This is a genomic window from Natronobiforma cellulositropha (assembly GCF_025629245.1).
Lineage (GTDB): Archaea > Halobacteriota > Halobacteria > Halobacteriales > Natrialbaceae > Natronobiforma > Natronobiforma cellulositropha.
In genome coordinates this window covers 71,627-92,406 of sequence record NZ_JANZXN010000004.1, presented here as the reverse complement: position 1 = coordinate 92,406, position 20,780 = coordinate 71,627, and the positions used below count along the sequence as shown (strand labels likewise).

General features: G+C 66.9%; 16 protein-coding genes. 8 read left to right on the top strand and 8 right to left on the bottom strand.

The genetic code is table 11. The features are described from left to right. Nucleotides 1-3 precede the first annotated feature (3 nt). Nucleotides 4-1,452 (bottom strand): MATE family efflux transporter, encoded by a 1,449-nt coding sequence (locus N0B15_RS01150; protein ID WP_263005174.1) that lies wholly within the window; start codon nt 1,450-1,452, stop codon nt 4-6. A 239-nt stretch (nt 1,453-1,691) separates the two neighbouring features. Here N0B15_RS01150 and mtnP point away from each other — a divergent pair, with 239 nt between their 5' ends. Further along, nucleotides 1,692-2,567 carry an S-methyl-5'-thioadenosine phosphorylase gene (gene mtnP, locus N0B15_RS01145; protein ID WP_263005172.1) on the top strand — a complete coding sequence of 292 codons (876 nt, stop codon included), beginning with the start codon at nt 1,692-1,694 and terminating at the stop codon, nt 2,565-2,567. Between the two features lie 55 nt (nt 2,568-2,622). Here mtnP and N0B15_RS01140 read toward each other — a convergent pair whose 3' ends face one another. From N0B15_RS01140 to N0B15_RS01125, 4 genes are all read right to left on the bottom strand, one after another. Continuing rightward, nucleotides 2,623-3,078: a DUF8108 domain-containing protein gene (locus N0B15_RS01140; RefSeq protein WP_263005171.1), complete on the bottom strand. Its 456-nt coding sequence runs from the start codon at nt 3,076-3,078 to the stop codon at nt 2,623-2,625. A gap of 66 nt (nt 3,079-3,144) precedes the next feature. Then, complete coding sequence (locus N0B15_RS01135) at nt 3,145-4,092, bottom strand: segregation and condensation protein A (protein WP_263005170.1); 948 nt, start codon at nt 4,090-4,092, stop codon at nt 3,145-3,147. Then, on the bottom strand, nt 4,085-7,660 hold the full coding sequence (gene smc, locus N0B15_RS01130) for a chromosome segregation protein SMC (protein ID WP_263005169.1): 3,576 nt from the start codon (nt 7,658-7,660) through the stop codon (nt 4,085-4,087). The genes N0B15_RS01135 and smc overlap by 8 nt, the downstream gene beginning before the upstream one ends. A gap of 36 nt (nt 7,661-7,696) precedes the next feature. After that, the gene (locus N0B15_RS01125; RefSeq protein WP_263005167.1) at nt 7,697-7,981 is read right to left on the bottom strand and encodes a DUF7518 family protein; all 285 of its coding nucleotides are present in this window, start codon (nt 7,979-7,981) and stop codon (nt 7,697-7,699) included. A 262-nt stretch (nt 7,982-8,243) separates the two neighbouring features. On the opposite strand from N0B15_RS01125, the gene N0B15_RS01120 reads away from it, so the two are divergent. From N0B15_RS01120 to N0B15_RS01110, 3 genes are all read left to right on the top strand, one after another. Then, nucleotides 8,244-9,611: a PQQ-binding-like beta-propeller repeat protein gene (locus N0B15_RS01120; RefSeq protein WP_263005166.1), complete on the top strand. Its 1,368-nt coding sequence runs from the start codon at nt 8,244-8,246 to the stop codon at nt 9,609-9,611. 53 nt (nt 9,612-9,664) lie between these two features. After that, nucleotides 9,665-11,152, top strand: a complete 1,488-nt coding sequence (gene gatB, locus N0B15_RS01115) for an Asp-tRNA(Asn)/Glu-tRNA(Gln) amidotransferase subunit GatB (RefSeq protein WP_263005165.1) — start codon at nt 9,665-9,667, stop codon at nt 11,150-11,152. A 109-nt stretch (nt 11,153-11,261) separates the two neighbouring features. Further along, entirely contained in the window at nt 11,262-12,257 is a 996-nt protein-coding gene (locus N0B15_RS01110; protein WP_263005163.1) for a C45 family autoproteolytic acyltransferase/hydrolase, read from the top strand. Between the two features lie 9 nt (nt 12,258-12,266). On the opposite strand, the gene N0B15_RS01105 is transcribed toward N0B15_RS01110, so the two are convergent. Further along, nucleotides 12,267-13,709 (bottom strand): MATE family efflux transporter, encoded by a 1,443-nt coding sequence (locus N0B15_RS01105; protein WP_263017554.1) that lies wholly within the window; start codon nt 13,707-13,709, stop codon nt 12,267-12,269. A 324-nt stretch (nt 13,710-14,033) separates the two neighbouring features. Here N0B15_RS01105 and N0B15_RS01100 point away from each other — a divergent pair, with 324 nt between their 5' ends. From N0B15_RS01100 to N0B15_RS01090, 3 genes are all read left to right on the top strand, one after another. After that, nucleotides 14,034-16,523, top strand: a complete 2,490-nt coding sequence (locus N0B15_RS01100) for a DNA topoisomerase I (protein WP_263005162.1) — start codon at nt 14,034-14,036, stop codon at nt 16,521-16,523. 89 nt (nt 16,524-16,612) lie between these two features. Beyond that, nucleotides 16,613-17,275, top strand: a complete 663-nt coding sequence (locus tag N0B15_RS01095) for a DsbA family protein (RefSeq protein WP_263005161.1) — start codon at nt 16,613-16,615, stop codon at nt 17,273-17,275. 126 nt (nt 17,276-17,401) lie between these two features. Further along, nucleotides 17,402-18,358, top strand: a complete 957-nt coding sequence (locus tag N0B15_RS01090) for a DUF7958 family protein (protein WP_263005160.1) — start codon at nt 17,402-17,404, stop codon at nt 18,356-18,358. 1 nt (nt 18,359) lies between these two features. On the opposite strand, the gene N0B15_RS01085 is transcribed toward N0B15_RS01090, so the two are convergent. Beyond that, complete coding sequence (locus tag N0B15_RS01085) at nt 18,360-19,130, bottom strand: CPBP family intramembrane glutamic endopeptidase (protein ID WP_263005159.1); 771 nt, start codon at nt 19,128-19,130, stop codon at nt 18,360-18,362. Between the two features lie 65 nt (nt 19,131-19,195). Then, complete coding sequence (locus N0B15_RS01080; RefSeq protein WP_263005157.1) at nt 19,196-19,936, bottom strand: DUF7847 domain-containing protein; 741 nt, start codon at nt 19,934-19,936, stop codon at nt 19,196-19,198. Nucleotides 19,937-20,095: 159 nt separating this feature from the next. Here N0B15_RS01080 and N0B15_RS01075 point away from each other — a divergent pair, with 159 nt between their 5' ends. Then, nucleotides 20,096-20,776, top strand: coding sequence for a LysE family translocator (locus tag N0B15_RS01075; protein ID WP_425494203.1), 681 nt, complete (start codon nt 20,096-20,098; stop codon nt 20,774-20,776). The last annotated feature ends 4 nt before the right edge of the window (nt 20,777-20,780 follow it).

Genomic DNA, 20,780 nt, shown 5'->3' with positions numbered 1-20,780 from the left:
GTCTCAGTCGTCGGTCGGTGGGACGCCGCTCGAGTCCTCTCGCTCGTCGACGAGCGACCCCTTCCAGGTACCACGGGTGAAGTAGGCGATGGCGGCGGTCGCGCCGACGATGTCGCCGACGACGACACCGAGCCAGATGCCGGTGGTGCCCCAGCCCTCGACGAACACCAGGACGTAGGTGACCGGCACGCGCGCCAGCCAGAGGGTGACGACGGAGAACGCGAGCGCCGTCTTCGTGTTCCCCGCGCCGCGGAACGCGCCGAGGATGACCTGTAAGACGCCCATGAAGACGAACATCACCGCGGCGAAACGCAGGTAGGTCGTCCCGTAGGCGATGGTCGCGGCCGCACCCTCGGTGTCCGCCATCATGAAGACGCCGACGATCGGTTCGGCGAAGACGTAGGCGACGAGCGCGCCCGCGAACATGATCGCACCGATCACTCCGGAGGCGATCCAGGTCGCCCGCTCGGCGCGCTCTGGCTTCCCGGCACCCAAATTCTTCCCGACGATCGTATCGGTCGCCTGGCCCATCCCCATCGCGGGGAGAAACGCCAGCGAGATCAGACGGTTACCCAGGCCGTAGGCGGCGACGACGGCGGGCGGGAAGGTCGCGATCATCGCCGTCAGCGTAACCATCGCGAGCGAACTCATCGACTGCTCGAGCGCCGTCGGTACGCCCAGACGGGTGATCTTCGAGACGTACTCGAGGCGCGGCCTGAGGTGGGCGCGTTCGATCGTCGGGCCGACGTCGGTGTAAAAGAGGATGTAGAAGCCGATCGCAGTGGCGAGACCTCTCGAGACGACGGTCGCGACCGCCGCTCCCTGAATCTCCATGCGCGGGAAGGGACCGACGCCGAAGATGAGCAGCGGGTCGAGCGCGAGGTTGACGAGGACGCTGATGAACATCACGCGCATCGGCGCGCGGGTGTTGCCGTAGCCGCGCATCAGCGAGACGAAGACGAAGAAGCCGAACAGGAAGGGCATCCCGAGGAAGAAGACGCGCATGTAGGCGGCCGCCTGGGGGATGATCTCGGCCTGCGTCTCGGCGTCTGCGGGGAGCATCGAGAGCATCGGGTCGGTCACGACGTAGCCGAGCACCCCGAGACAGATCGCGACGATGGAGATGAACGTGACCGTCTGGCCAGCGATCAGGCCGTCGTCGCCGGTTCGTGCGCCCGTGTGCTGGGCGATGAGAATCGCCCCCGCGGCGGTGAAGCCACCACCCAGCGAGATCAACAGGAAGATCAGCGGAAACGCCAGGCTGATCGCCCCGACGGCGGTCTCGGAGAGCATCCCGAGCCAGAAGGTGTCGCCGACGTTGTAGGCGACCTGCAGCAGTTGAATCACGACGAGCGGCCAGGCGAGGCGAAACATCGGCCGGACGAGCGTCCCCTCGGTGAGATCGCTCGTTCGGTCACGCTCACCGCCGCTCGTCTCACCCCCCGAAACCATTACGAATCGAAATACACTCCGGCTACTTTAACTCTCGTGGGAAGTGATACCACGGATCCTGGATGGCCCCTGACACGCTGTTGTGACCCGCCACGTCGCCACGCCGCCACGCTGCCACGCCGCCACGCCGCTTCGTCTCTACACGCCGCTCCGCCTCGCCACTCGAGAGCGCTCCTCTCCAACTCCCGACCGGCCGCCGACCCGTACGGTTTAGCCGCCGCCTCCCGTATCCTCGCCCCATGACCATCGGCGTCATCGGCGGCAGCGGCATCTACGAGGCACTCACACTCGAGCACGTCCGGACGGAGACCGTCTCGACCCCCTACGGCGAGCCGAGCGCCCCGCTCACGGTGGGTGAGTGCCACGGCCACGAGGTCGTCTTCCTCCCACGCCACGGCGAGGCCCACAGCCACACCCCGACCGACGCCCAGTACCGGGCGAACCTCTACGCGCTGAAGGCCGCAGGCGTCGACCGCGTCATCTCGACGAACGCCGTCGGCAGCCTCCGCGAGGACCTCCCGCCGCGGACGCTCGTCGTCCCCGACCAGATTTTCGACCGGACGAAACACCGGACGCCCACCTTCTTCGGCGACGGGGTGGTCGTCCACATGGGCTTCGCTGACCCCTACTGTCCCGCCTTATCCGCCCACCTCGCTGCCAGTGCCCGCGACGCACTCGAGACCGACCCAGACGCGTCACCGGCCGTCGTCGAAGGCGGCACCTACGTCTGCATCGAAGGCCCGCAGTTCTCGACGCGGGCCGAGAGCGAGTTCTACCGCGCCCAGGGCTGGGACGTCGTCGGCATGACCGCCATCCCCGAGGCGAAACTCGCCCGCGAGGCCGAGTTGAGTTACGCCACCGTTGCGGGCGTCACCGACTACGACGTCTGGAAAGACGACCGCGAGGTCACACTCGAGGAGGTCCTCGAGAACGCCGCCGAAAACCGCGCGTCGATCACCGCCGTCGTCGACCGTGCCATCGAGACGATGCCCGACGACTTCGAGAGCGACGCCTGGCACGCACTCGAGGGGACGATCAACACCCCCGCCGAGGCGATTCCCGAGGAGACACGCGAGCGCGTCGACCTCCTGGCGGGGCACTACCTCGACGACTAACGCACCGACGACCGGCGGCGTCTGCCGGCCTGCATCACGCTCGGCCGACGGCCAGTTAGGCACGCTCGCGCTCGAGCGCTCGCGTTCGCTCGTGTGGGTCCACAGACTCCTCGAGACGCTCGTCGCCGACACAGGCTGGACAGTACTCGTTGACGCCCCACTCGGGCACGGCGATGGTCGTCCCGAAGAGGATGCGCCGCGTGGTGTAGCGCCTGCGCTCGCCGTCTCGGGCCCGGCGACCACACTCGTCACACCGACACCGCGGATCGGTAATCGCCTCGACGTCGACCTCGCGTCGGGTGCCAACCGTGTAGACCGGGTGGCTCGCAGCCCTCGCGGCCTGCCAGCCGACGAGGAACACGACCCCAGCGAGGGCGAGACCCACCAGCGGATAGCCGAGCCAGGCCGGAAAGAACAGCGAGGAGAGCAGGATCCAGCCCCACAGCGCCACGAAGGCGGCGCGCTCCGTGAGCCGTCTCAGCCGCCGGTCGAGGCTGTCCGGGCGCGTCATCGCTACGTGCTAGTCGAGAGCGGTACAAAAGCTGTTGTGATCGCTACGGCCGCGCTCGAGTGCGACTCAGTCGGCGACCGCCTCTTCGGGCGTCGCCTCCACCGTGACCCGCTGGATCCAGAGGTCGCCGAACAGTTCGTCCTGTTCTAAGAAGACGCGGCCGCGGTGGGCCAGGAACAGGAGTGCGAGGTAGGTCATCACCCGTGAGCCACCGACGTGGTCGATTTCGGCGTAGAGGACTTCCTCGCGGCCCTTCTCGTAGTGCTCGCCGAGGGCGTCCTCGACGTCGTCGATCACCGACTCGATGTCTTCGGCGTGGGCAGTGTGGGTGACGTCGTCTGCGGTCGGCTCGTCGTCGACGCGGAAGTCGTCCGCGGAGTGGTAGCTCAACTCCTGCATCCCGCGGTCCCATCCGCGTGGGGAGTCGCTCGTATCGTAGGTGCGCGACTCTTTCCACCAGGTGCCCCGCTCTGCCTCGCGTAGGTCGCGCACCAGTTCGTCGAGCGTCTCGGGCTTGCCGCGGGCGTGTTTGCGCTCGAGCCGGCGCTCCATCTCGGCCTCGAGTCCGGCGATGGGGTCGAAGCCGGGGTCGAACGCCGCGTCGTCGTCGGCGAAGGGCGCTTCCCACGGCGGGAGTTCCTCCTCGTCGGGCTCGTCGATGGCGAACAGTTCGTCGCTCTTCATCCGTAAGAGAACGCTCGCGTAGAAGAGCGCCCGCCCCGAGGTCCGCAGGTCGGTCTCGTCGAGCGCGGCGAGGAACTTGTCGGTGACGGCGACGATGTCGATGTCCCAGGGGTCGATCTCGCCGTTTTTCGCCAGCTGGACCAGCAGTTCGACGGGTTCGACCGACTCGTCGTCCTCGAGCGAGTCCGCGTCCGCCTCGGTCTCCCCGCTCAGCTCCGACTCGGTGAAGGAGAATTCGGCCGCCTCCGACTCGCCGGGGCGCTCGCGCTCGTCGTGGCCGACGATCTGGAGCGGGATGTCGTCCTCGTCGCCCGCTCGCTCCTCAGTCATCGGCGGGCACCTCCGTCTCGCCGCTGAGGTCGATGCCGGTCACCGCGCTCACGTTGTCCTGTTGCATGGTGACGCCGATGGCGCGCTCTGAGCGGTCTAACATCGCCGAGCGGTGCGAGACGACGACGAACTGGGCGCGTCCGGCGAGTTCGTCGACCATCTGGCCGACGCGCTCTGCGTTGACCGCGTCGAGGAAGGCGTCGACCTCGTCGAGCGCGTAGAACGGCGCGGGGTTGTGCCGCTGGATCGCGAAGACGAACGCGAGCGCGGTCAGCGACTTCTCCCCGCCCGACATCGCATCGAGGCGCTGGATGGGTTTATCGCCCGGCTGGGCTTTCATCGTCAGCCCACCCTCGAACGGGTCCTCCTCGTCCTCTAAGTGGAGTGTGCCGGTCCCCTCGGAGAGCTTCTCGAAGATCTCGGTGAAGTGCTCGGCGATGGCGTTGTACGAGTCCATGAACGTCTTCTTCTTCTGGGTCTCGTACTGGTCGATCCGCTCGCGGATGCCGTCTGCCTCCTCGACGAGCGTCTCCCGCCCCTCTTCGAGCGTCTCGAGCTCCTCGCGGACCTCGTCGTACTCGTCGATCGCGAGCATGTTCACTGGCTCCATCGCCGCCATGTCAGCCTCGAGTACCTCGATCATCTCGAGGACGGTCTCGTGGTCGGGGACGTCCTCGGGGTCGTACTCGCCGACGTCGATCTCGAGGGTTTCGATCTCGCGGGTCAGCTCGCGCACCCGCTCGCGGTTGCCCTCGAGTTTGCTCTCGACGGTGTTGACCCGCTCTTGCTGGGCGTCGCGTTTCGTCCGCGCGTCCGAAAGCTCGTCTTTGAGCGTCGTCCGCTCGTCTTTGAGCTCGGTCAGCTCTCCCTCGAGTTCCTCGACGGCGGCGTGTTTCTCGGCGAGTTCCTCGTGTTTCGCCTCGATTTCGTCCTCGCAGTCGGCGATGCGCGCTTCGTACTCTGCCTTGCTGTTCTGGGCGGTCTCGATCTCGTCGTGGAGGGTCTCGACGGCCTCCTCTGCGTACTGCTTCTCGAGACCGAGTTCGTTGAGCCTCGCGTCGAGCGTGTCGATGCGCTCCTGGCGCTCGGTGATCTCGGCGTCGATCTCCTCGAGTCTGGCGCTCAGTTCGGGAATCTTCGAGTCGGCGAGCTCGGACTCGAGGTCGGCGATCTCGGCCTCGATGCCCTCGATCGCCTCGGCTTTCGCCTCGATTGCACTCGAGATCTCGCTCATGCGCTCGTCGACCGACTCGCGCTCGGCTTCGAGTTCCTCGAGTTCGTCCTCGAGCCCCTCGATCTCGTCCTCGAGCCGCTCGCGGCGCTCGTCGAGACGCTCGAGTGCGGTCTCGATCGAGCGGACCTCGTCACCGGCGTCGCTCTGGCGGTCGCGGGCGTCGTCGAGGCGGTCGTCGACGCTGCGCTGCTGGTCGCGCACGTCGTCGCGTTCGTCCTGCAGGCGCGTGATCTCGGTCGCGACGCGCTCGAGCTGGCCCTCGCCGCTGGCGGTGAACGAGAAGCGAGAGCCCTTCCGGGAGCCGCCGGTCATCGCCCCGCTCTTCTCGACGAGGTCGCCGTCGAGGGTGACCATGCGGAAGTCGCCTGTGTAGGCGCGGGCGGTCTCGAGGTCCTCGACGACCAGGGTGTCTCCCAGGACGTACGAGAAGATGCCCTCGTACTGGGCGTCGAAGTCGACGAGATCGTAGGCGAAGCCCACGACGCCGGGGTCGTTCGGCGCGTTCGGCAGCGACCGCGAGCGCATCTTCGTGATCGGGAGGAACGTCGCCCGGCCGGCGTTTCGCGACTTGAGGTACTCGATACACTGCTGGCCGATCACGTCGTCGTCGACGACGACGTTCGCGAGGCGGTTGCCCGCAGCGGTCTCGCAGGCGACGGCGTACTCCCCGGAGACGCTCCCTAGCTGGGCGACCGCGCCGTGGACGCCGCCGATGCCCGAGTTCAGAATCGTCGTCACCGCGCGGCCGAACGAGGAGTCACCGCTCTCGCTGGCGTTCGCCTCGAGTTCGGCGTACTCGGCCTGTTTCGCCTGCAGTTTCGAGTCGAGATCGTCGAGGTCGTCTTGCAGGCGGCGCTTCTCGTCTCGCAGGTCGTCGACGACCGCCTCGATGTTCTCGAAGTTCGCCTCCGCCTTCGACAGCTCGCGCGCTAAGTCGGTGCGTTCGGTCTCGAGTTCCGGAATCGCCTCGCGTTTCTCCTCGATCGCATCTGACGTCTCGGCGATGGCGTTCGAGCGCCGTCTGGCCTCGTCTAAGAGCCGATCCTGCTCGCGCTGGTGGTCGTTCTTCGCCGTCTTCGCTTCCTCGAGCGCCTCCTTCCGTTCGGCGAGGTCGGCTTTCACCTCGTCGTACTCGGTGTCGACGTCGTCGATTTCGGCCTGGACCTCCTCACGGGCGCGCTCGCGCTCCGTAATCTCGGCGGTGATCGAGGCCTTCTCGAGCTTACACTCGCGCATCTCGGCGGTGAGTTCGTCGACCTGCTCCTGTTTGCGATCGATCTGGACGAAGGCGTCGCGGCGCTTGTTCTCGGCCGCTTCGATCTGTTCTTCGCTCGCCTCGATGCGGTCTTCGAGCCGCGAGATCTCGCCTTTGACGCTCTCGATCTCGCGTTTGATCTCGAGCTGTTCGTCCTCGCCTTTGCGTTCGATCTCGGCGTTGAGGTCCTCGAGGTCCTCCTGGAGGCGGACGACGGTGCCGCGGCGTTCGTCGAGCACCCGTCGGCGTTCCTCGAGCGTCTCCTCGAGTCCGTCGACGCGGCCTTCGGCGCGCTCGAGGTCGGCGCGTTTCTCCTCGAGTTCGCTCGCCTTGCGGTAGCCTTCGTACTCGTCTTTTTCGCGGCGAAGCCGTCGGTAGCGCATCGCACTCCGGCGCTCGTCTGCGAGCTGGTCGATGCGGGTGCGTTTCTCTCCGATCCGGAGTTCGGCCTCGTCGATGCGTTCGGAGACGATCTCGAGTTCGCCGAAGGCGTCTTCTTTCTTCGCGTCGAACTCGGCGACGCCCGCGATCTCGTCGATGATCCCTCGCCGGAGGTAGGGCGTCATGTTGATGATCTCGGTGACGTCACCCTGCATGACGACGTTGTAGCCTTCGGGGGTGACCCCGGCCTGGGCGAGCAGGTCCTGGATGTCAGAGAGGTTGACCGCGCGCTCGTTCAGATAGTAGTAAGAGTAGTAGTTGTCCTCGGTCTGTTTGACCCGCCGCCGGATCGAAATCTCCTCGCAGTCGCCCACGTCGTCGCTGCCCGCGGCGCTCGTGACCTGTGAGCGCTCGAGCGTGCCGTCCGAGTTGTCGAGGACGACCTCGACGATGGCCTCACGCGGTCCGGCCGTCTCCGCGCCGCCGTCGTGGCCGGGGTTGTAGATGAGGTCGGTGAGTTTCTCGGCGCGGATCCCGCGCGTCCGGGTGAGTCCGAGCGCGAAGAGCACGGCGTCGATGATGTTCGACTTCCCGGAGCCGTTCGGGCCCGTAACCACGGTAAAATCCTCGTAGAACGGGATCTTCGTCTTTCGACCAAAACTCTTGAAGCCGTCCAGGACGAGCGCCTTTATGTGCATCTTCTCCTCGGGTCCGGTGTGTTCGACCGTCGGTCCTTACGCGACGATGATGTCGTCGGTACGTGTCTCTTCCGTTTCGTCGACGGACTCGTCGTCCGTGTCGGCGTCGGCGGTCGCTTCGGCGACCTCGTCTGGCTCCGCCTCGTTCGCCTCGGCGTCCGCCCGCCGTGGCGGGACGCGCGTCGGTACCTCGGTGTCGAGTTCGGCCTCGAGCACGCGGATGCGCTCTTTCGATTCGACGAGTTCCTCGGTGAGTCCGCGAACCGTCGACTGCAACTCTGCGACCGACGCCTCGAGTTCCTCGACGCGGTTTTTCGACATACCACCTAGGGGTTCGTCTCGCCACTTAAACGTACGTCAGACACCCATCAACTCGTATACATTTGTGTACGTTCGCTGGCTCCTCGTTTCACTGGATGCCGGTGGTCACGACGCGTGTCGGCCGACATCCCTCCCCGTTCTCCCGCACGTTCCACATCGGCTGAGCCGCTCGGCACCCTCTCAATAGATATCTGGATACCACAGATATCTACTGTAGATAATATGCATAAGTTATTAGTACGTATCTACTCGTCGGTTAGGTATGGTCCTCACACCAACCCGCCGCGCGGTGCTCGCGAGCGGAAGTGTCGCGCTCGCGCTCGGTCTCGCTGGCTGTACTAGTTCTCTGCCGGGACAGTCGGGCGGCGATTCGACGGCCGAGTGGCCCTCGTTTCGTCACGACGCTTCGAACACCGGTTCGAACCCCGATTCACCGGGACCGGGACCGGACCTCGAAATCGACTGGAGCGTCGACGTCGAACCAGCCGCGTTCGAGTCTCTCGACATCGAACTCCCACCACACGACATTTCGTCGCCCCTCGTCCTCGGCGACCGCGTCTTCGTCGCGTTCGACTTCCGCGGGACGCTCGAAACGGGGTCGAGAACCCGCCTCGTCGCCCTCGATCGCGACGGGGGTGGGCGCGAGTGGGTCGAGGAGTTTCCGTTCGAACCGGACTCGGGGGAGACGCCGCCACCGGCGCTCACGCTCGAGTCGGACGGCGAGACGCTCTTTCTCGCCACCAAGGAGGCTGCCGGCTGGTCGCTCCGTGGTCTCGACCCGGCGACGGGCGAGGAACACTGGCGTGAATCGCTCGAGGAGCCGCTTCACTCCTCGGTGACGGCGTTCGACGGCTCGCTGTACGCTGGTGGGTCCGCGCTCACGGTCTTCGACGCGAGCGACGGCAGCCTCGAGTTCCGTGACGAGTGGGACGGACCGGACGGCGACGACCACCGTCGGTGGTGGTTTTCGAACCGGCCGACGGTCACCGACGAGGCGGTGTACGTCGGCGTCGGTGACCGCCTTCGCGCGCTCGACCGAGACGACGGCTCGCTGCGCTGGGAGGGGACTTCGCCGTTCGATTCGTCGACGAGTGAGGGAGGGACGTGGGTTTCGTCTCCGGTCGTCGTCGACGAGGTCGTCTACGCGGCGACCGGTGGCCTCGATTCGCTCGACCTCGGCGGACTCGTCGCGTACTCGGCCGCAGACGGCGAGCGTCTCTGGAAGACGCAGCCAGCACGAGCCTCGCTCGAGGAGGGGGAATCTTCCGAGGACGAACAGTTCGCGGGGCTGTACGGACTGCCGGTCGTCGTCGATGATACGGTCTGTGCGTACGGACGAGAGTACGGTGAGTGGGGACTGTTCGGTCTCGACGCCGTCGACGGCTCGATCCGCTGGTACCAGGACGAGGTCGGCTCGACCGGACTCGCCGCTGGCTCGGACGGGACGGTGTACGTCCACGCGGCGGGTGGAGTCGCCGCCGTCGACCCGAGCGACGGCGACGTACTCGCCACTGCCGCGCTCGACGGCTCACCGCTCCCGTACGTTCAGTACCCGGCGGTCGTCGACGACCGCCTGTACGTGGCCACGAGCGAGGGCGTCGGTGCGTTCGCCCGTTCGGACGGCTCCTGACGCTCGCCCCAGGTCCGGTATCCTTTACCTCACGCGCGCCGAAGCGCCTCGCAATGACCGCACAAACCGTCCAGCGGGGCGACCTCGTCACCGTCATCGGTCTCGAGGTACACGTTCAGCTGGAGACGGAGACGAAGATCTTCTGTGGCTGTCCGACCGCCCAGACCGACGAGCCGAACACGAACGTCTGTCCGGTCTGTCTCGGCCTGCCGGGGGCGCTCCCGGTGCTCAACGAGACCGCCGTCGAGGCCGCGGTCAAGATCGGCAAGGCCATCGACGCCTCGATCCCCGAGGAGACGCGCTTTCACCGCAAGAACTACTACTACCCCGACTTGCCCAAGAATTTCCAGATCACCCAGTACGACGAGCCGATCTGTCAGGATGGCGAACTCGAGATCGCCGTCGAGGGTGAGCGCCGGACCATCACCATCGAGCGCGCGCACTTAGAGGAAGACCCCGGCAGCCTCCAGCACGTCGGCGGTGGAGGCGGCATCGACACGGCCGAGTACACCCTCGTCAACTACAACCGCGCGGGCGTCCCCCTGATGGAGATCGTCACCGCACCTGACTTCCGCACCGCCGCCGAGGCCCGGGCCTTCCTCGCCGAACTCGAGGAGGTCCTCGAGTATCTCGGCGTCTTCGACGCGGGCCGAGACGGCAGCCTCCGCGTCGACGCCAACCTCTCGATCGTCGACGGTGAGGAGGTCGACGACGAGGGCCGGATCGGCACCGAGGCGCTCGAAGCGGCCAACCGGACCGAGGTGAAGAACATCTCGAGTCACAAGGGCGCAGAGAAGGCGCTGGCCTACGAGGAGACCCGCCAGCGAAACGCCATCCAGCGCGGCCGGGTGGTCGAACAGGAGACGCGCCACTGGGACGAATCGCGCGGCATCACCGTCTCGATGCGCTCGAAAGAGGCCGAGAAGGACTACCGCTACTTCCGCGAGGCGGACCTCCCGCCGCTGCGGGTCTCTCACTGGAAAGACGAGATTCCCATCCCCGAACTCCCGACGGCACGCCGCGAGCGCTTTCGCGAGGAGTACGCTCTCGGCGAGGAGGCGGCCTCGAAACTCACCTCGACGAAGCAGGTCGCCGACTTCTACGAGGACGTCGCCCGCGAGTTCGACCCCGACCTCGCGGCGACCTGGGTCGCCGACGAACTGCTCGGCGAACTCAACTACCGTGACCTCGAGATCACGGACGTTGCGGGCCGTCTCGACGCCGTCCACCGGCTGATCGAACTCGTCGACGGCGACGAGATCACGGCGAAGAACGCCAGAGAGGTCGTCCTCCGCGGGATGTTAGACGACGGCGACGACCCCGACGAGATCGTCGAGCGCGAGGGACTCGGCAAGACCGGCGCGGACGAAGTCGAGCAGGCGGTCCTCGAGGCCATCGAGGAGAATCCCGAGGCGGTCGCCGACCACGAGGCGGGCGAGGCCGGCGCGATCAACTTCTTGGTCGGCCAGGTCATGGCCAAGACCGGCGGCAGTGCCGACCCGGGTGACGTGAACGGACTGTTGCGCGAGGAACTCGAGTGACACCACTCGAGTGACCCTGCGCTGGCCGACCGGCCACGGCATTCACGGCCGCCGGTCACTTTCACCTCGCTCGGCGAGCGTTTTTCTCCCCGCCAGTCGTGTCCGGAACATGACTCGAACCGACGATCTCGAGTACGAACTCGCCGCCGACTACCGCTCGTACCACGTCGACGGCTCCCACTACGACATCGGCGTCAGGACGGCCGGACACAGCACGACGGCGATCACGCCCGAGGCAGGAATCGACCTCACCCCGGGCGCTCGAGCGGTCGCCGAGGAGTCGCGGGAGGCGGTTGCAGGAGTATTTCCCGAGCTGCTCGAGGAGTTCCGTGGCTACGCCGAGGCGCTCGACCTGCCGGAGGCGGACCTGTACTGGCACTTCGCGCCGGGTGTCGAGGGGGCGTGCAGTGCAGTCGCGCTCGAGACCGACGACGGTCTCCTCGTCGGGCGCAACTACGACTTCTTCTACGACGTGACGCGCAGACACCTCGTCTACACCACGCCCGAGGTCGGCTACGCCCACGTTGGGACGCACGAGGGGCTGGTCGGCGGGCGTTTCGACGGCCTGAACGAACGGGGGCTGTTCGTGGCGTTCACCGCTGCCGGGGAACCCGACGACTCGGTCGCCGGGATGGCGTTTCACCTCGCGGTTCGCTACCTCCTCGAGCGCTGTGACTCCGCGCGCGACGCCCTCGAGACGCTGCGCTCGCTCCCGCTCCGTGAGCCGAAGGGCTATCTCCTGGTCGACGGTGACGACGCGTTCGTCGTGGAGGCACACCCCGAGCGGACGGCCGTCCGTGAGCCGACGGCAGGCGTGCTCGCGCTGACGAACCACTTCGTCGACCCGGCGATGACCGCCTACCAGCCGCCGTGGGAGAACTCCCAGCGGCGCTACGAGCGGTTGCGCGCGCTCGCGACACTCGAGTCGCCCGGCCGTGACGCCCTCGAGAGCGCGCTCTGTGACCACGACGCGCCGGTCTGCGGGCACGAAGACGGCCTCTCGACCTTCTGGTCGTGTGTGGCCGAACCCGGTGCGGGGACGGTCACCTACGCGCTCGGGGCACCGTGTCGAAACGCCTACGCCTGGCGGGTCGACCTCCTGTGACCGAGCGTCTCAGTCTTCCGTCGGCGTGTGTTCGTCGGCCCGCTCCGCCTGCCCTTCCCCGTCCGACTCTCGCTCGAGGATGCCCTCGCGCCAGGTGCCGAGTCTGAACCAGACGACGGCGACGAAGAAGGTGCCGAACGCTCCGACCGAGAACGCCCACCAGACGCCGCTGACGCCGAGGTCGACGATGCCCGCGTCGAGCGTGATCCCGACGACGGGAATCGTCACGGCCCAGGTGAACGCGAATACGACGACGACGGGGATGCGCAACACCCACTGAGAGAGCAACTCGAGGACGAGCGACACTTTGGTCTTCCCGGCCCCCTCGAACGCGCCGCGCAGCACCATCACGCCGCCGAAGAGGGCCCAGAACGGGGCGGTGATCCGTAAGAGGACGACGCCCTCGGCGATCACGTCGGGGTCGTCGATGAAGATGGCCATGAGCTGGGCGGGGAAGAGGAGGACGAACGCGCCGACGGCGGCTAACAGCCCCATCGTGGCGACCGTCGCGACGAAGACGACTCGAGCGGCCCGCTCGGGCGAGCGAGCGCCGAGGTTCTGGCCGACGCCGGTAGCCGTCGCGCCGCCGACCGCGCCCGCGACCATCCAGGAGATGGACATGAGTCGGACGCCGATGCCGTAGGCGGCCGTCGGCGTCGCCCCGAAGCGGGCGACGAAGCCGGCCATGATCACCGCCGCGAAGCTGTTGGCCCACCCGGCGAACGAGGCGGGGTAGCCGATGCCAACGAGTTTCCGCAGCAGGCCGGGATTCGGGCGCAGGTCGGCCAGCCTGAGCCTGACGCCGTAGGTTCCCTCGAGGAGGATGTAGATGCCGGCGGCGGTCGCGAACGCGCGGGCGACGAGCGTCGCGACGGCCGCCCCGCGGGTGCCCATCTCGGGGAACGGTCCCCAGCCGAGGATGAAGAAGGGATCTAAGACGACGTTCAACCCGGCGGAGATGAACACGAGCCACATCGCCGTCTTGGTGTCGCCCGCCCCCTGGAGCGCCGAGCGGAAGGCGAGAAAGAGGAACGTCAGCGGCAGGGTGAGGAAGATGACTTCGATGTAGGCGAGTGCCTCGACGAACACCTGATCGCGCGCGCCGACGAGGTGGAGCAGCGGCCGCCGTGCGGCGAGACCGAGCGCCGCGAGGGCGCTCGAGACGACGAGTGCGAGGAGGATGGTCTGGCCGACGACGCGGTCGGCTTCGCGCCGGTCGCCGCTGCCGACGTGCTGGGAGACGAGGGCGATGGTGGCGGCGGTGAGACCGATGGCGGTCGAGACGAACATCCAGGTCAGCGGGAACATGAGCGCGACGGCCGCGACTGGTTCCGAACCGAGTCGGCCCACCCAGAACATATCGGCGAGGTTGTAGAACGTCTGTACGAGGTTGCCGAGGACCAGCGGCCACGCCAGGTGGGCGAGTTTGGGCGTGATCGCGCCGGTGGTCATGTCGACGCCTGACCGGTCAGTCTCTGCCACGTTCGCGAGGGGACGCCCGGGTGAGCGAAAAGGCTGCGCTTTCGCGTCGGACTTGCCCCCTTTCCGTCGTGGTCACCGTCCACACTCGAGTGAACGCTGGCTGAGACGTCCGCCGAATGCGGCGCTGGCTTCGACCAGGAGACGTGACTGTCAGGGACGGGTGTTCCACTCACTCGCGCTCGCAGACCGCGCGTACACCCGCGCAGTCGCCCGATTCCTGGCGAAAGGGTTATCCGACCAACTCTCGTAGCGAGCGACGATGATCGGGACTCGCACACCGAGAGGTGAACCGTCGTGGAGCTGATTATTACGGAGAAGGACAACGCTGCACGGCGGATCGCCGACATCTTGAGCGGTGACAGCCGAGACGCCAGCCGCGAGAACGGCGTGAACGTCTACGAGTGGGGCGGCACCCGCTGTGTGGGGCTGTCGGGCCACGTCGTCGGCGTCGACTTCCCGCCGGAGTACAACGACTGGCGCGACGTCGAACCGGTCGAGTTGATCGCCGCCGACGTCGAGAAGTCGGCGACCAAAGAGAACATCGTCGCCACGCTTCGCATTCTCGCCCGACAGGCGGAGGTCGTCACCATCGCGACCGACTACGACCGCGAGGGGGAGTTGATCGGCAAGGAGGCCTACGAGATCGTCCGCGACGTCAACGAGACGGTCCCGATCCGTCGCGTCCGCTTCTCTTCGATCACGGAAAACGAGGTGACGAACGCGTTCGCCGAACCCGAGGAACTCGACTTCGATCTGGCCGCTGCGGGCGAGGCTCGCCAGATCATCGACCTCGTCTGGGGGGCGGCGCTGACGCGGTTTCTCTCGCTCTCGGCGGGCCAGCTCGGCCACGACTTCATCTCCGTCGGCCGGGTCCAGTCGCCGACGCTGAAACTCATCGTCGACCGCGAGCGCGAGATCGAGGCGTTCGACCCCGAGACCTACTGGGAGCTGTTCGCCGCGCTCACCAAAGACGAGGGCGACGGCGAGGGCTTCGAGGCGCAGTACTTCTACTTAGACGACGACGAGAACGAGGCCGAACGCATCTGGGAGGAGACCGCCGCCGACGAGGCCTACGCCACACTCACCGACGCGACGACGGCGACCGTCGTCGACGTCACCCGCCGGACGCGCACCGACTCGCCGCCGACGCCGTTCAACACCACCCAGTTCATCCGCGCGGCGAGCGCCATCGGCTTCTCGGCCAAGCGCGCGATGTCCATCGCCGAAGACCTCTACACCGCCGGCTACATCACCTACCCGCGAACCGACAACACCGTCTACCCCGACGACCTCGAGCCGGACGAACTCCTCGACGCCTTCGTCGGCCACCCGACGCTGGGTGAGGATGCCGAATCACTGCTCGAGACCGACGAGATCGAGCCGACCCGCGGTGACGAGGAGACGACCGACCACCCGCCGATTCACCCGACCGGCGAGATTCCGACCCGCGGCGACGTCAACGACGACGAGTGGCGCGTCTTCGAACTCGTCGTCAGGCGGTTCTACGCGACCGTCGCGGAGGCGGCCATCTGGGAACACCTCCGCGTCGTCGCCGAGGCGAGCGGCCGGTCGCTGAAAGCCAACGGCAAACGCCTCGTCGAACCCGGCTACCACGCCGTCTACCCCTACTTCTCCACGTCGGAGAGCTTCGTCCCCGACGTCTCCGAGGGCGAGGACCTCGCCCTCTCGGCGGTCGAACTCGAGGAGAAAGAGACCCAGCCGCCGCGGCGCTACGGCCAGTCGCGGCTCATCGAGACGATGGAGAAGATGGGCATCGGGACGAAGGCGACCCGCCACGAGATTATTCAGAAACTCTACGACCGTGGCTACATCGAGAACGATCCGCCGCGGCCGACCCGCCTCGCGATGGCGGTCGTCGAGGCCGCAGAGAACTACGCCGACCGCGTCATCTCGGAGGAGATGACCGCCCAGCTAGAGACCGACATGGACGCCATCGCCCACGGCGAGGCGACGCTCGAGGACGTCACCGACGAGTCGAGAGAGATGCTCGAGGCCATCTTCGCCGAACTGGGCGAGTCGCGCGAGGAGATCGGCGACCACCTCCGGAAGTCGCTCAAAGACGACAAACGGCTCGGACCGTGTCCCGACTGTGGCGAGGACTTACTCGTCAGGCGTAGCCGCTACGGCTCGTACTTCGTCGGCTGTGACGGCTACCCCGACTGTGAGTACACGCTGCCGCTGCCCTCGACGGGCAAGCCCCTCATTCTCGAAGACGAGTGCGACGACCACGGGCTCAACGAGGTGAAGATGCTCGCCGGGCGGAGTACGTTCGTCCACGGCTGTCCGCTCTGTAAGGCCGAGGCGGCCGGTGAGGGACCGATTCTCGGCACCTGTCCCGACTGCGGCGAGGACGAGGGCGGCGAACTCGCGGTCAAGACCCTCCAGAGCGGCTCCCGACTCGTCGGCTGTACGCGCTATCCCGACTGTGAGTACTCCCTGCCGCTGCCTCGCCGTGGCGACATCGAGGTGACCGACGCCGTCTGTGAGGAACACGACCTCCCCGAACTCGTGATCCACAACGGCGACGAGCCCTGGGAACTGGGCTGTCCCATCTGTAACTACCGCGAGTTCCAGGCGCGAGAGAGTTCCTCCGGCTCCGACCTCGAGACGCTCGAGGGCGTCGGCGCGAAGACCGTCGAGAAACTCGCCGCCGCCGGGATCGAGTCGCTCGAGGACCTGACCGAGGCGGACCCGGACGATATCGCCGCCGATGTCGAGGGAGTCAGCGCCGACCGCGTCCGCGGCTGGCAGGCGAAGGCCTGAGCCGTCAGTTCCTCACCACGGTCGCTCGAGCGGACGCGTTCCGCTCGTGAGCCGACAGGTCTACGGACGTCGACTGCTTTCGTAGCGGCATGAACCGCAGAACGTTTCTCACCGTGGCCGCGGGCGCTGGTTGCGTCGCCCTCGCTGGCTGCACGTCCGATTCCGGTCCAGAGGAGCTCGACGACGTCGACGGAGACGGGGACGGGGTCGGGGTCGACCCCGACGAGTTTCCCCGGCCAGCACTCGGGAGCGGTCCCGTCACCGTCGACGTCTACGAGGACCTCGCCTGTCCCTTCTGTCACCAGTTCGAGGCACAGGTGTTCCCCTCGATCGAGTCGGACCTGATCGACACGGGTGAGATCACCTACCGCTACTTCGACTTCCCGATTCCCGTCGACGAGGATCGTTCGGTCGACATGGCCAACGCCGCCCGCGCCGTCCAGGCCGAGACCTACACCGACGACGAGCCGGCGGGGGACCTGTTCGCCTACAAGGCTGCGGTGTTCCGGACGAGCGACTGGAGCGATTCGAACCTCGTCGCGCTCGCCGAGGACGTCGGTGTCGACGGGGACGCGGTGGCGTCGGCGCTCGAGGAGGGCACCTACTACCCCGTGATCGAAGCGGATCGCTCGGCAGCCGTCGACCGCGGCGTGACTGGGACGCCGACGGTGTTCGTCGAGGACGAGCGGATCGAAGCGAGCTCGCTCCAGGGGATGTACGACGGCATCGTCGAGACCGTCGAGTCGAACTGACGGCGACACCCTGGCCGAATTCGCCTCGTTCGCTCCCGGCGGCGACCCGCCTGACGGACCCACCGCCGTTCGCCCCGGCGAGACCGAACCCACACCACTCATCGTCTCCCCACCGAATCGGTGTGCATGGAAGGCCGGATTACGCGCGAGGTCGACGGGTCGGTGTGCGTCGAGGTGACCGATGCCGACGGGCGGTCTCACCGCGTTACGTTCGAGACCGACGGGTGGACGGTGCGTCGTCAGGAACCCGAGGCGTCACCACCCGACTCGTCGTCGGATCCATCCGTGCGCGACGAACGCACCGCACAAGCTCGTCGCTTCGCGCGGTACCTCCTCGTCCGCGAGCGGGGCTATCCCGCCAGGGCGCCACGCACGCTCCCCGAGTGGGTCGCAGTTGCGGCGGTGACGGTCGCCTCGATTCCACCGGCGTCTTTCGAGGCACAGTTCGGGCAGTTCGCCAGACAGCTTCGAAGTGCGGTCGACCCGGCCATCGAGCCGGTCGTCGACCCCCCAGCAGTCACCGTCGACGGGGCGACCGTCTACCGACTATCGGTCCACCTCGAGTTCGCAGACGAGACGACCTTCGAGCCGATCTCGCAGGCGGTGGCGACGGAGCTACGGGCGGCCGACGACTTCGATGCGCTCACGGTCGCGGTCTCCCGTGCGATCGGTGCGTCGGCTCCGCCCGGTCGTGCTCTCCGACTCGCCGTCTCCGGCGTCTCCGACATCGGTGTCCACTACGAGGGGCGCACTCGAGACATCGTCTCCGACGGCGACGACCCGAACTCGGGGCAGTTTCCCGTCCGACTCGAGATGAACCCCGATACCGCACCGATCGAGGCGTACGAACCGCTCGAGGGCGGTCTCCAGCAGCTCCTCGTCCTCCACCTGTGCTGTCAGGCACGCGACCGCTTCCTCGAGATGGGCGTCGACCTGCCGCCGTGCCTGCGGATCCTCGGACCCGGGATACACCGCCAGACCGTCGCCAGTCGGCGTCTCGAGTGTTACGGTCGACTGTTCGACGTCGAAAAACCGGTCGACGGCTATCGACTGCTGGACCTCGAGCGTGCGTTCTCGGTCTGAGCTACAGTGCGACGTACGTACCGGCCGCGAGGATCACGTTGTACACTGCGTGAGCGACGACCGGGACGGTGAGGTTGTCGGTCTGTTCGTAGATGTAGCCGAAGACGAGGCTGACGCTGCTGATGAGCAGGACGCCGACGACCACCGACTGGAGACCGACGTAGTTGAACGCGTGCATCCCGCCGAAGACGAGGCTCGCGCCGACGATCGCCCCGACGGGACCCATGACGGTTCGCAGGCGGCCCTGGACGACGCCGCGGAAGAGGTACTCCTCGGCGGGGGCGACGATGAGAATCGAGAGGACGGCGAGGACGATCAGCACCTCCTCGTTCAGTGCGACTTCTTCGTCGAGGACGGCCTCGGGAGTGACGCCGAGCAGGTCGGCGACGTAGAGCAACGCTCCGGCGGCGACGAGCGCGACGAGTGCGCCGCCGACCGCGTAGAGGAGGTCACGTCCGTCCGGGACGGCGATCGGCACGGAGAACGAGCGCGCCCAGGTGTAGGCGAGACCGGTCAGTAAAAATCCGAGCTGGGTCGCGATGAGCAACGTTGCGAAGACGACCGTACTCGACGTCGCGAACACCTCCTCGAGACTGAGGTCGAGCGTCACCATCAGCAGGCCAGCGGTGACGAGCGTGAGTACCGTCGAGAGGGCGAGCGCAGCGACCGTGAGCACGATGGCGACGGCGACTGCCCAGAGCCTCGGGTATCCACGGTCCGCGTTCGTATCCGGCGCGTCTGTTCCCGTCGACGAAGCGGTCTCTCCATCCATGTCGATGGCTCGCCACGTCGGCTATATAAAATAGCCTGGTTTTCACTCGAGTGTGGCGCCCGTCCTCACGCCGAGGCGGCCTGCGGTGTCGGGTCGGGTCCGTCGTCGTCGTGCTCGCGGTCCTGTAACTGGACGAATGCGGCCCCCGTCGTCGCGAGCGTGAACACGGTGACGATCGACGCGGAGAGTCCCGAGAGGACGATTGCGACGCCGCCACCGAGGAGTTCGCCGGGGATCGTCACGACCATCGTAACCGCGGTGACGAGCAAGACGACGACGACACCGAGACCGAACAACGGCCAGCGAGCGCCGCTCGTCAGCGCCCAGCTTCGTTTCATCGCGGAGACGAAGTTGTCGTCTTCGACGGCGACGAAGACCGTCCAGTAGTAGAGCGCGACGAGCAGGAAGAGCCCCGGGAGGATGAACAGCACGAAGCCGATGGTCACGAGGATGCTGAAGACGAACCCACCGACGACGAGGTTCGCCACGGCGAATCCGATCCCCTCTCTGTAGTACGCTTCGGGAATCGCCTCTCGCTCTTCGGTGACGTAGACGCGGAGGGCGACGACGCTCGTCGCACTCATCGCGACCACCGCGAGCACGTAGAGCAGACCCGCAAGCGCCGGCGAGATGTCGAGCACCAACGGTCCAGCGAGCGCTTCGTCGACGAACGGTGCGACGATCGCCGGGACGGCGAACGCGCTGAGCGTCGCCAGGACGAAGAAGACGGCCGCCAGTACCGCACTGTTTCGCTCGAGCGTCCGATCGATTCCTCTCGTCACCGCGTCCGCGATACTGAACGACATCGTTACTTCTCCGTACGTGACTCTTCACAATAAATTCTAGTACAGAGTGATGTGTCGGAGGCCGCTCTCGGCTGCCCGGCGACCGCACACCCGTGTCGTCGCGGTCGGTGGTGGGCGACGATTCGTGGACCTTTTGCCCCTTCGTCACCCAGCCCAGTCGTGTTGTCGTGGCTCTCGACGTTCGCCGTCGGTGTCCTCTTCGGACTCGCACTCGCCGCTCCACCCGGGCCGATGAACGCGATCATCGCCGAAGAGAGCGTCGTCCGCGGGTTTCGGTCCGGCGTCCGCGCCGGTGGCGGGGCGATGGCTGCCGACGTCGTCTTCTTCGTCCTGACGGTCGTCGGCGTCGCGACAGTCGTCACTGCCTTCGCCACGCTCGAGTCCCTGCTGTTCGTTCTCGGCGGACTCTTGATGGTGTGGTTCGCCGCCGACGCCGCGCGAGCGGCGTACGCGGTGGGGTCGTACACGGACACGGGCACCGAGGAGTCGACGGCCGGCTTTCGCAAGACGTTCGTCCTCTCGCTGACCAACCCGTATCAGCTCACGTTCTGGCTCACGGCTGGCGTCGGACTCGTCACACCCGGCCACGTCGACCTCACGCGGCACGTTCCCGCGCTCGAGCGGGTCGCCGGCGCTGCCGTCGTCGAGACCGGCCACCCGACGCTGCTCGTCGGCTTCTTCGGCGGCATCGTCGTCTGGATCGTCTGTTTTCCGGCCGTTCTCGCCGCGGTCGGCCGCCGAATCGATTCGTTCGCGCCGGCCGTCGCGGTCTCGAGCGCGCTCGTGCTGGCGGGGTTCGGCGTGGTCTTCTGTTGGCTGGGACTCTCGGGGCTGTCGTGACCGT

Excerpts from the sequence above, each read along its gene's own strand:
- N0B15_RS01140 (WP_263005171.1), bottom strand. The coding sequence starts at position 3,078 with ATGACGCGCCCGGACAGCCTCGACCGGCGGCTGAGACGGCTCACGGAG.
- N0B15_RS01105 (WP_263017554.1), bottom strand. The coding sequence starts at position 13,709 with ATGACCACCGGCGCGATCACGCCCAAACTCGCCCACCTGGCGTGGCCG.
- N0B15_RS01120 (WP_263005166.1), top strand. The coding sequence starts at position 8,244 with ATGGTCCTCACACCAACCCGCCGCGCGGTGCTCGCGAGCGGAAGTGTC.
- N0B15_RS01135 (WP_263005170.1), bottom strand. The coding sequence starts at position 4,092 with ATGACTGAGGAGCGAGCGGGCGACGAGGACGACATCCCGCTCCAGATC.
- N0B15_RS01085 (WP_263005159.1), bottom strand. The coding sequence starts at position 19,130 with ATGGATGGAGAGACCGCTTCGTCGACGGGAACAGACGCGCCGGATACG.
- N0B15_RS01125 (WP_263005167.1), bottom strand. The coding sequence starts at position 7,981 with ATGTCGAAAAACCGCGTCGAGGAACTCGAGGCGTCGGTCGCAGAGTTG.
- gatB (WP_263005165.1), top strand. The coding sequence starts at position 9,665 with ATGACCGCACAAACCGTCCAGCGGGGCGACCTCGTCACCGTCATCGGT.
- N0B15_RS01095 (WP_263005161.1), top strand. The coding sequence starts at position 16,613 with ATGAACCGCAGAACGTTTCTCACCGTGGCCGCGGGCGCTGGTTGCGTC.
- N0B15_RS01110 (WP_263005163.1), top strand. The coding sequence starts at position 11,262 with ATGACTCGAACCGACGATCTCGAGTACGAACTCGCCGCCGACTACCGC.
- mtnP (WP_263005172.1), top strand. The coding sequence starts at position 1,692 with ATGACCATCGGCGTCATCGGCGGCAGCGGCATCTACGAGGCACTCACA.
- smc (WP_263005169.1), bottom strand. The coding sequence starts at position 7,660 with ATGCACATAAAGGCGCTCGTCCTGGACGGCTTCAAGAGTTTTGGTCGA.
- N0B15_RS01090 (WP_263005160.1), top strand. The coding sequence starts at position 17,402 with ATGGAAGGCCGGATTACGCGCGAGGTCGACGGGTCGGTGTGCGTCGAG.
- N0B15_RS01150 (WP_263005174.1), bottom strand. The coding sequence starts at position 1,452 with ATGGTTTCGGGGGGTGAGACGAGCGGCGGTGAGCGTGACCGAACGAGC.
- N0B15_RS01080 (WP_263005157.1), bottom strand. The coding sequence starts at position 19,936 with ATGTCGTTCAGTATCGCGGACGCGGTGACGAGAGGAATCGATCGGACG.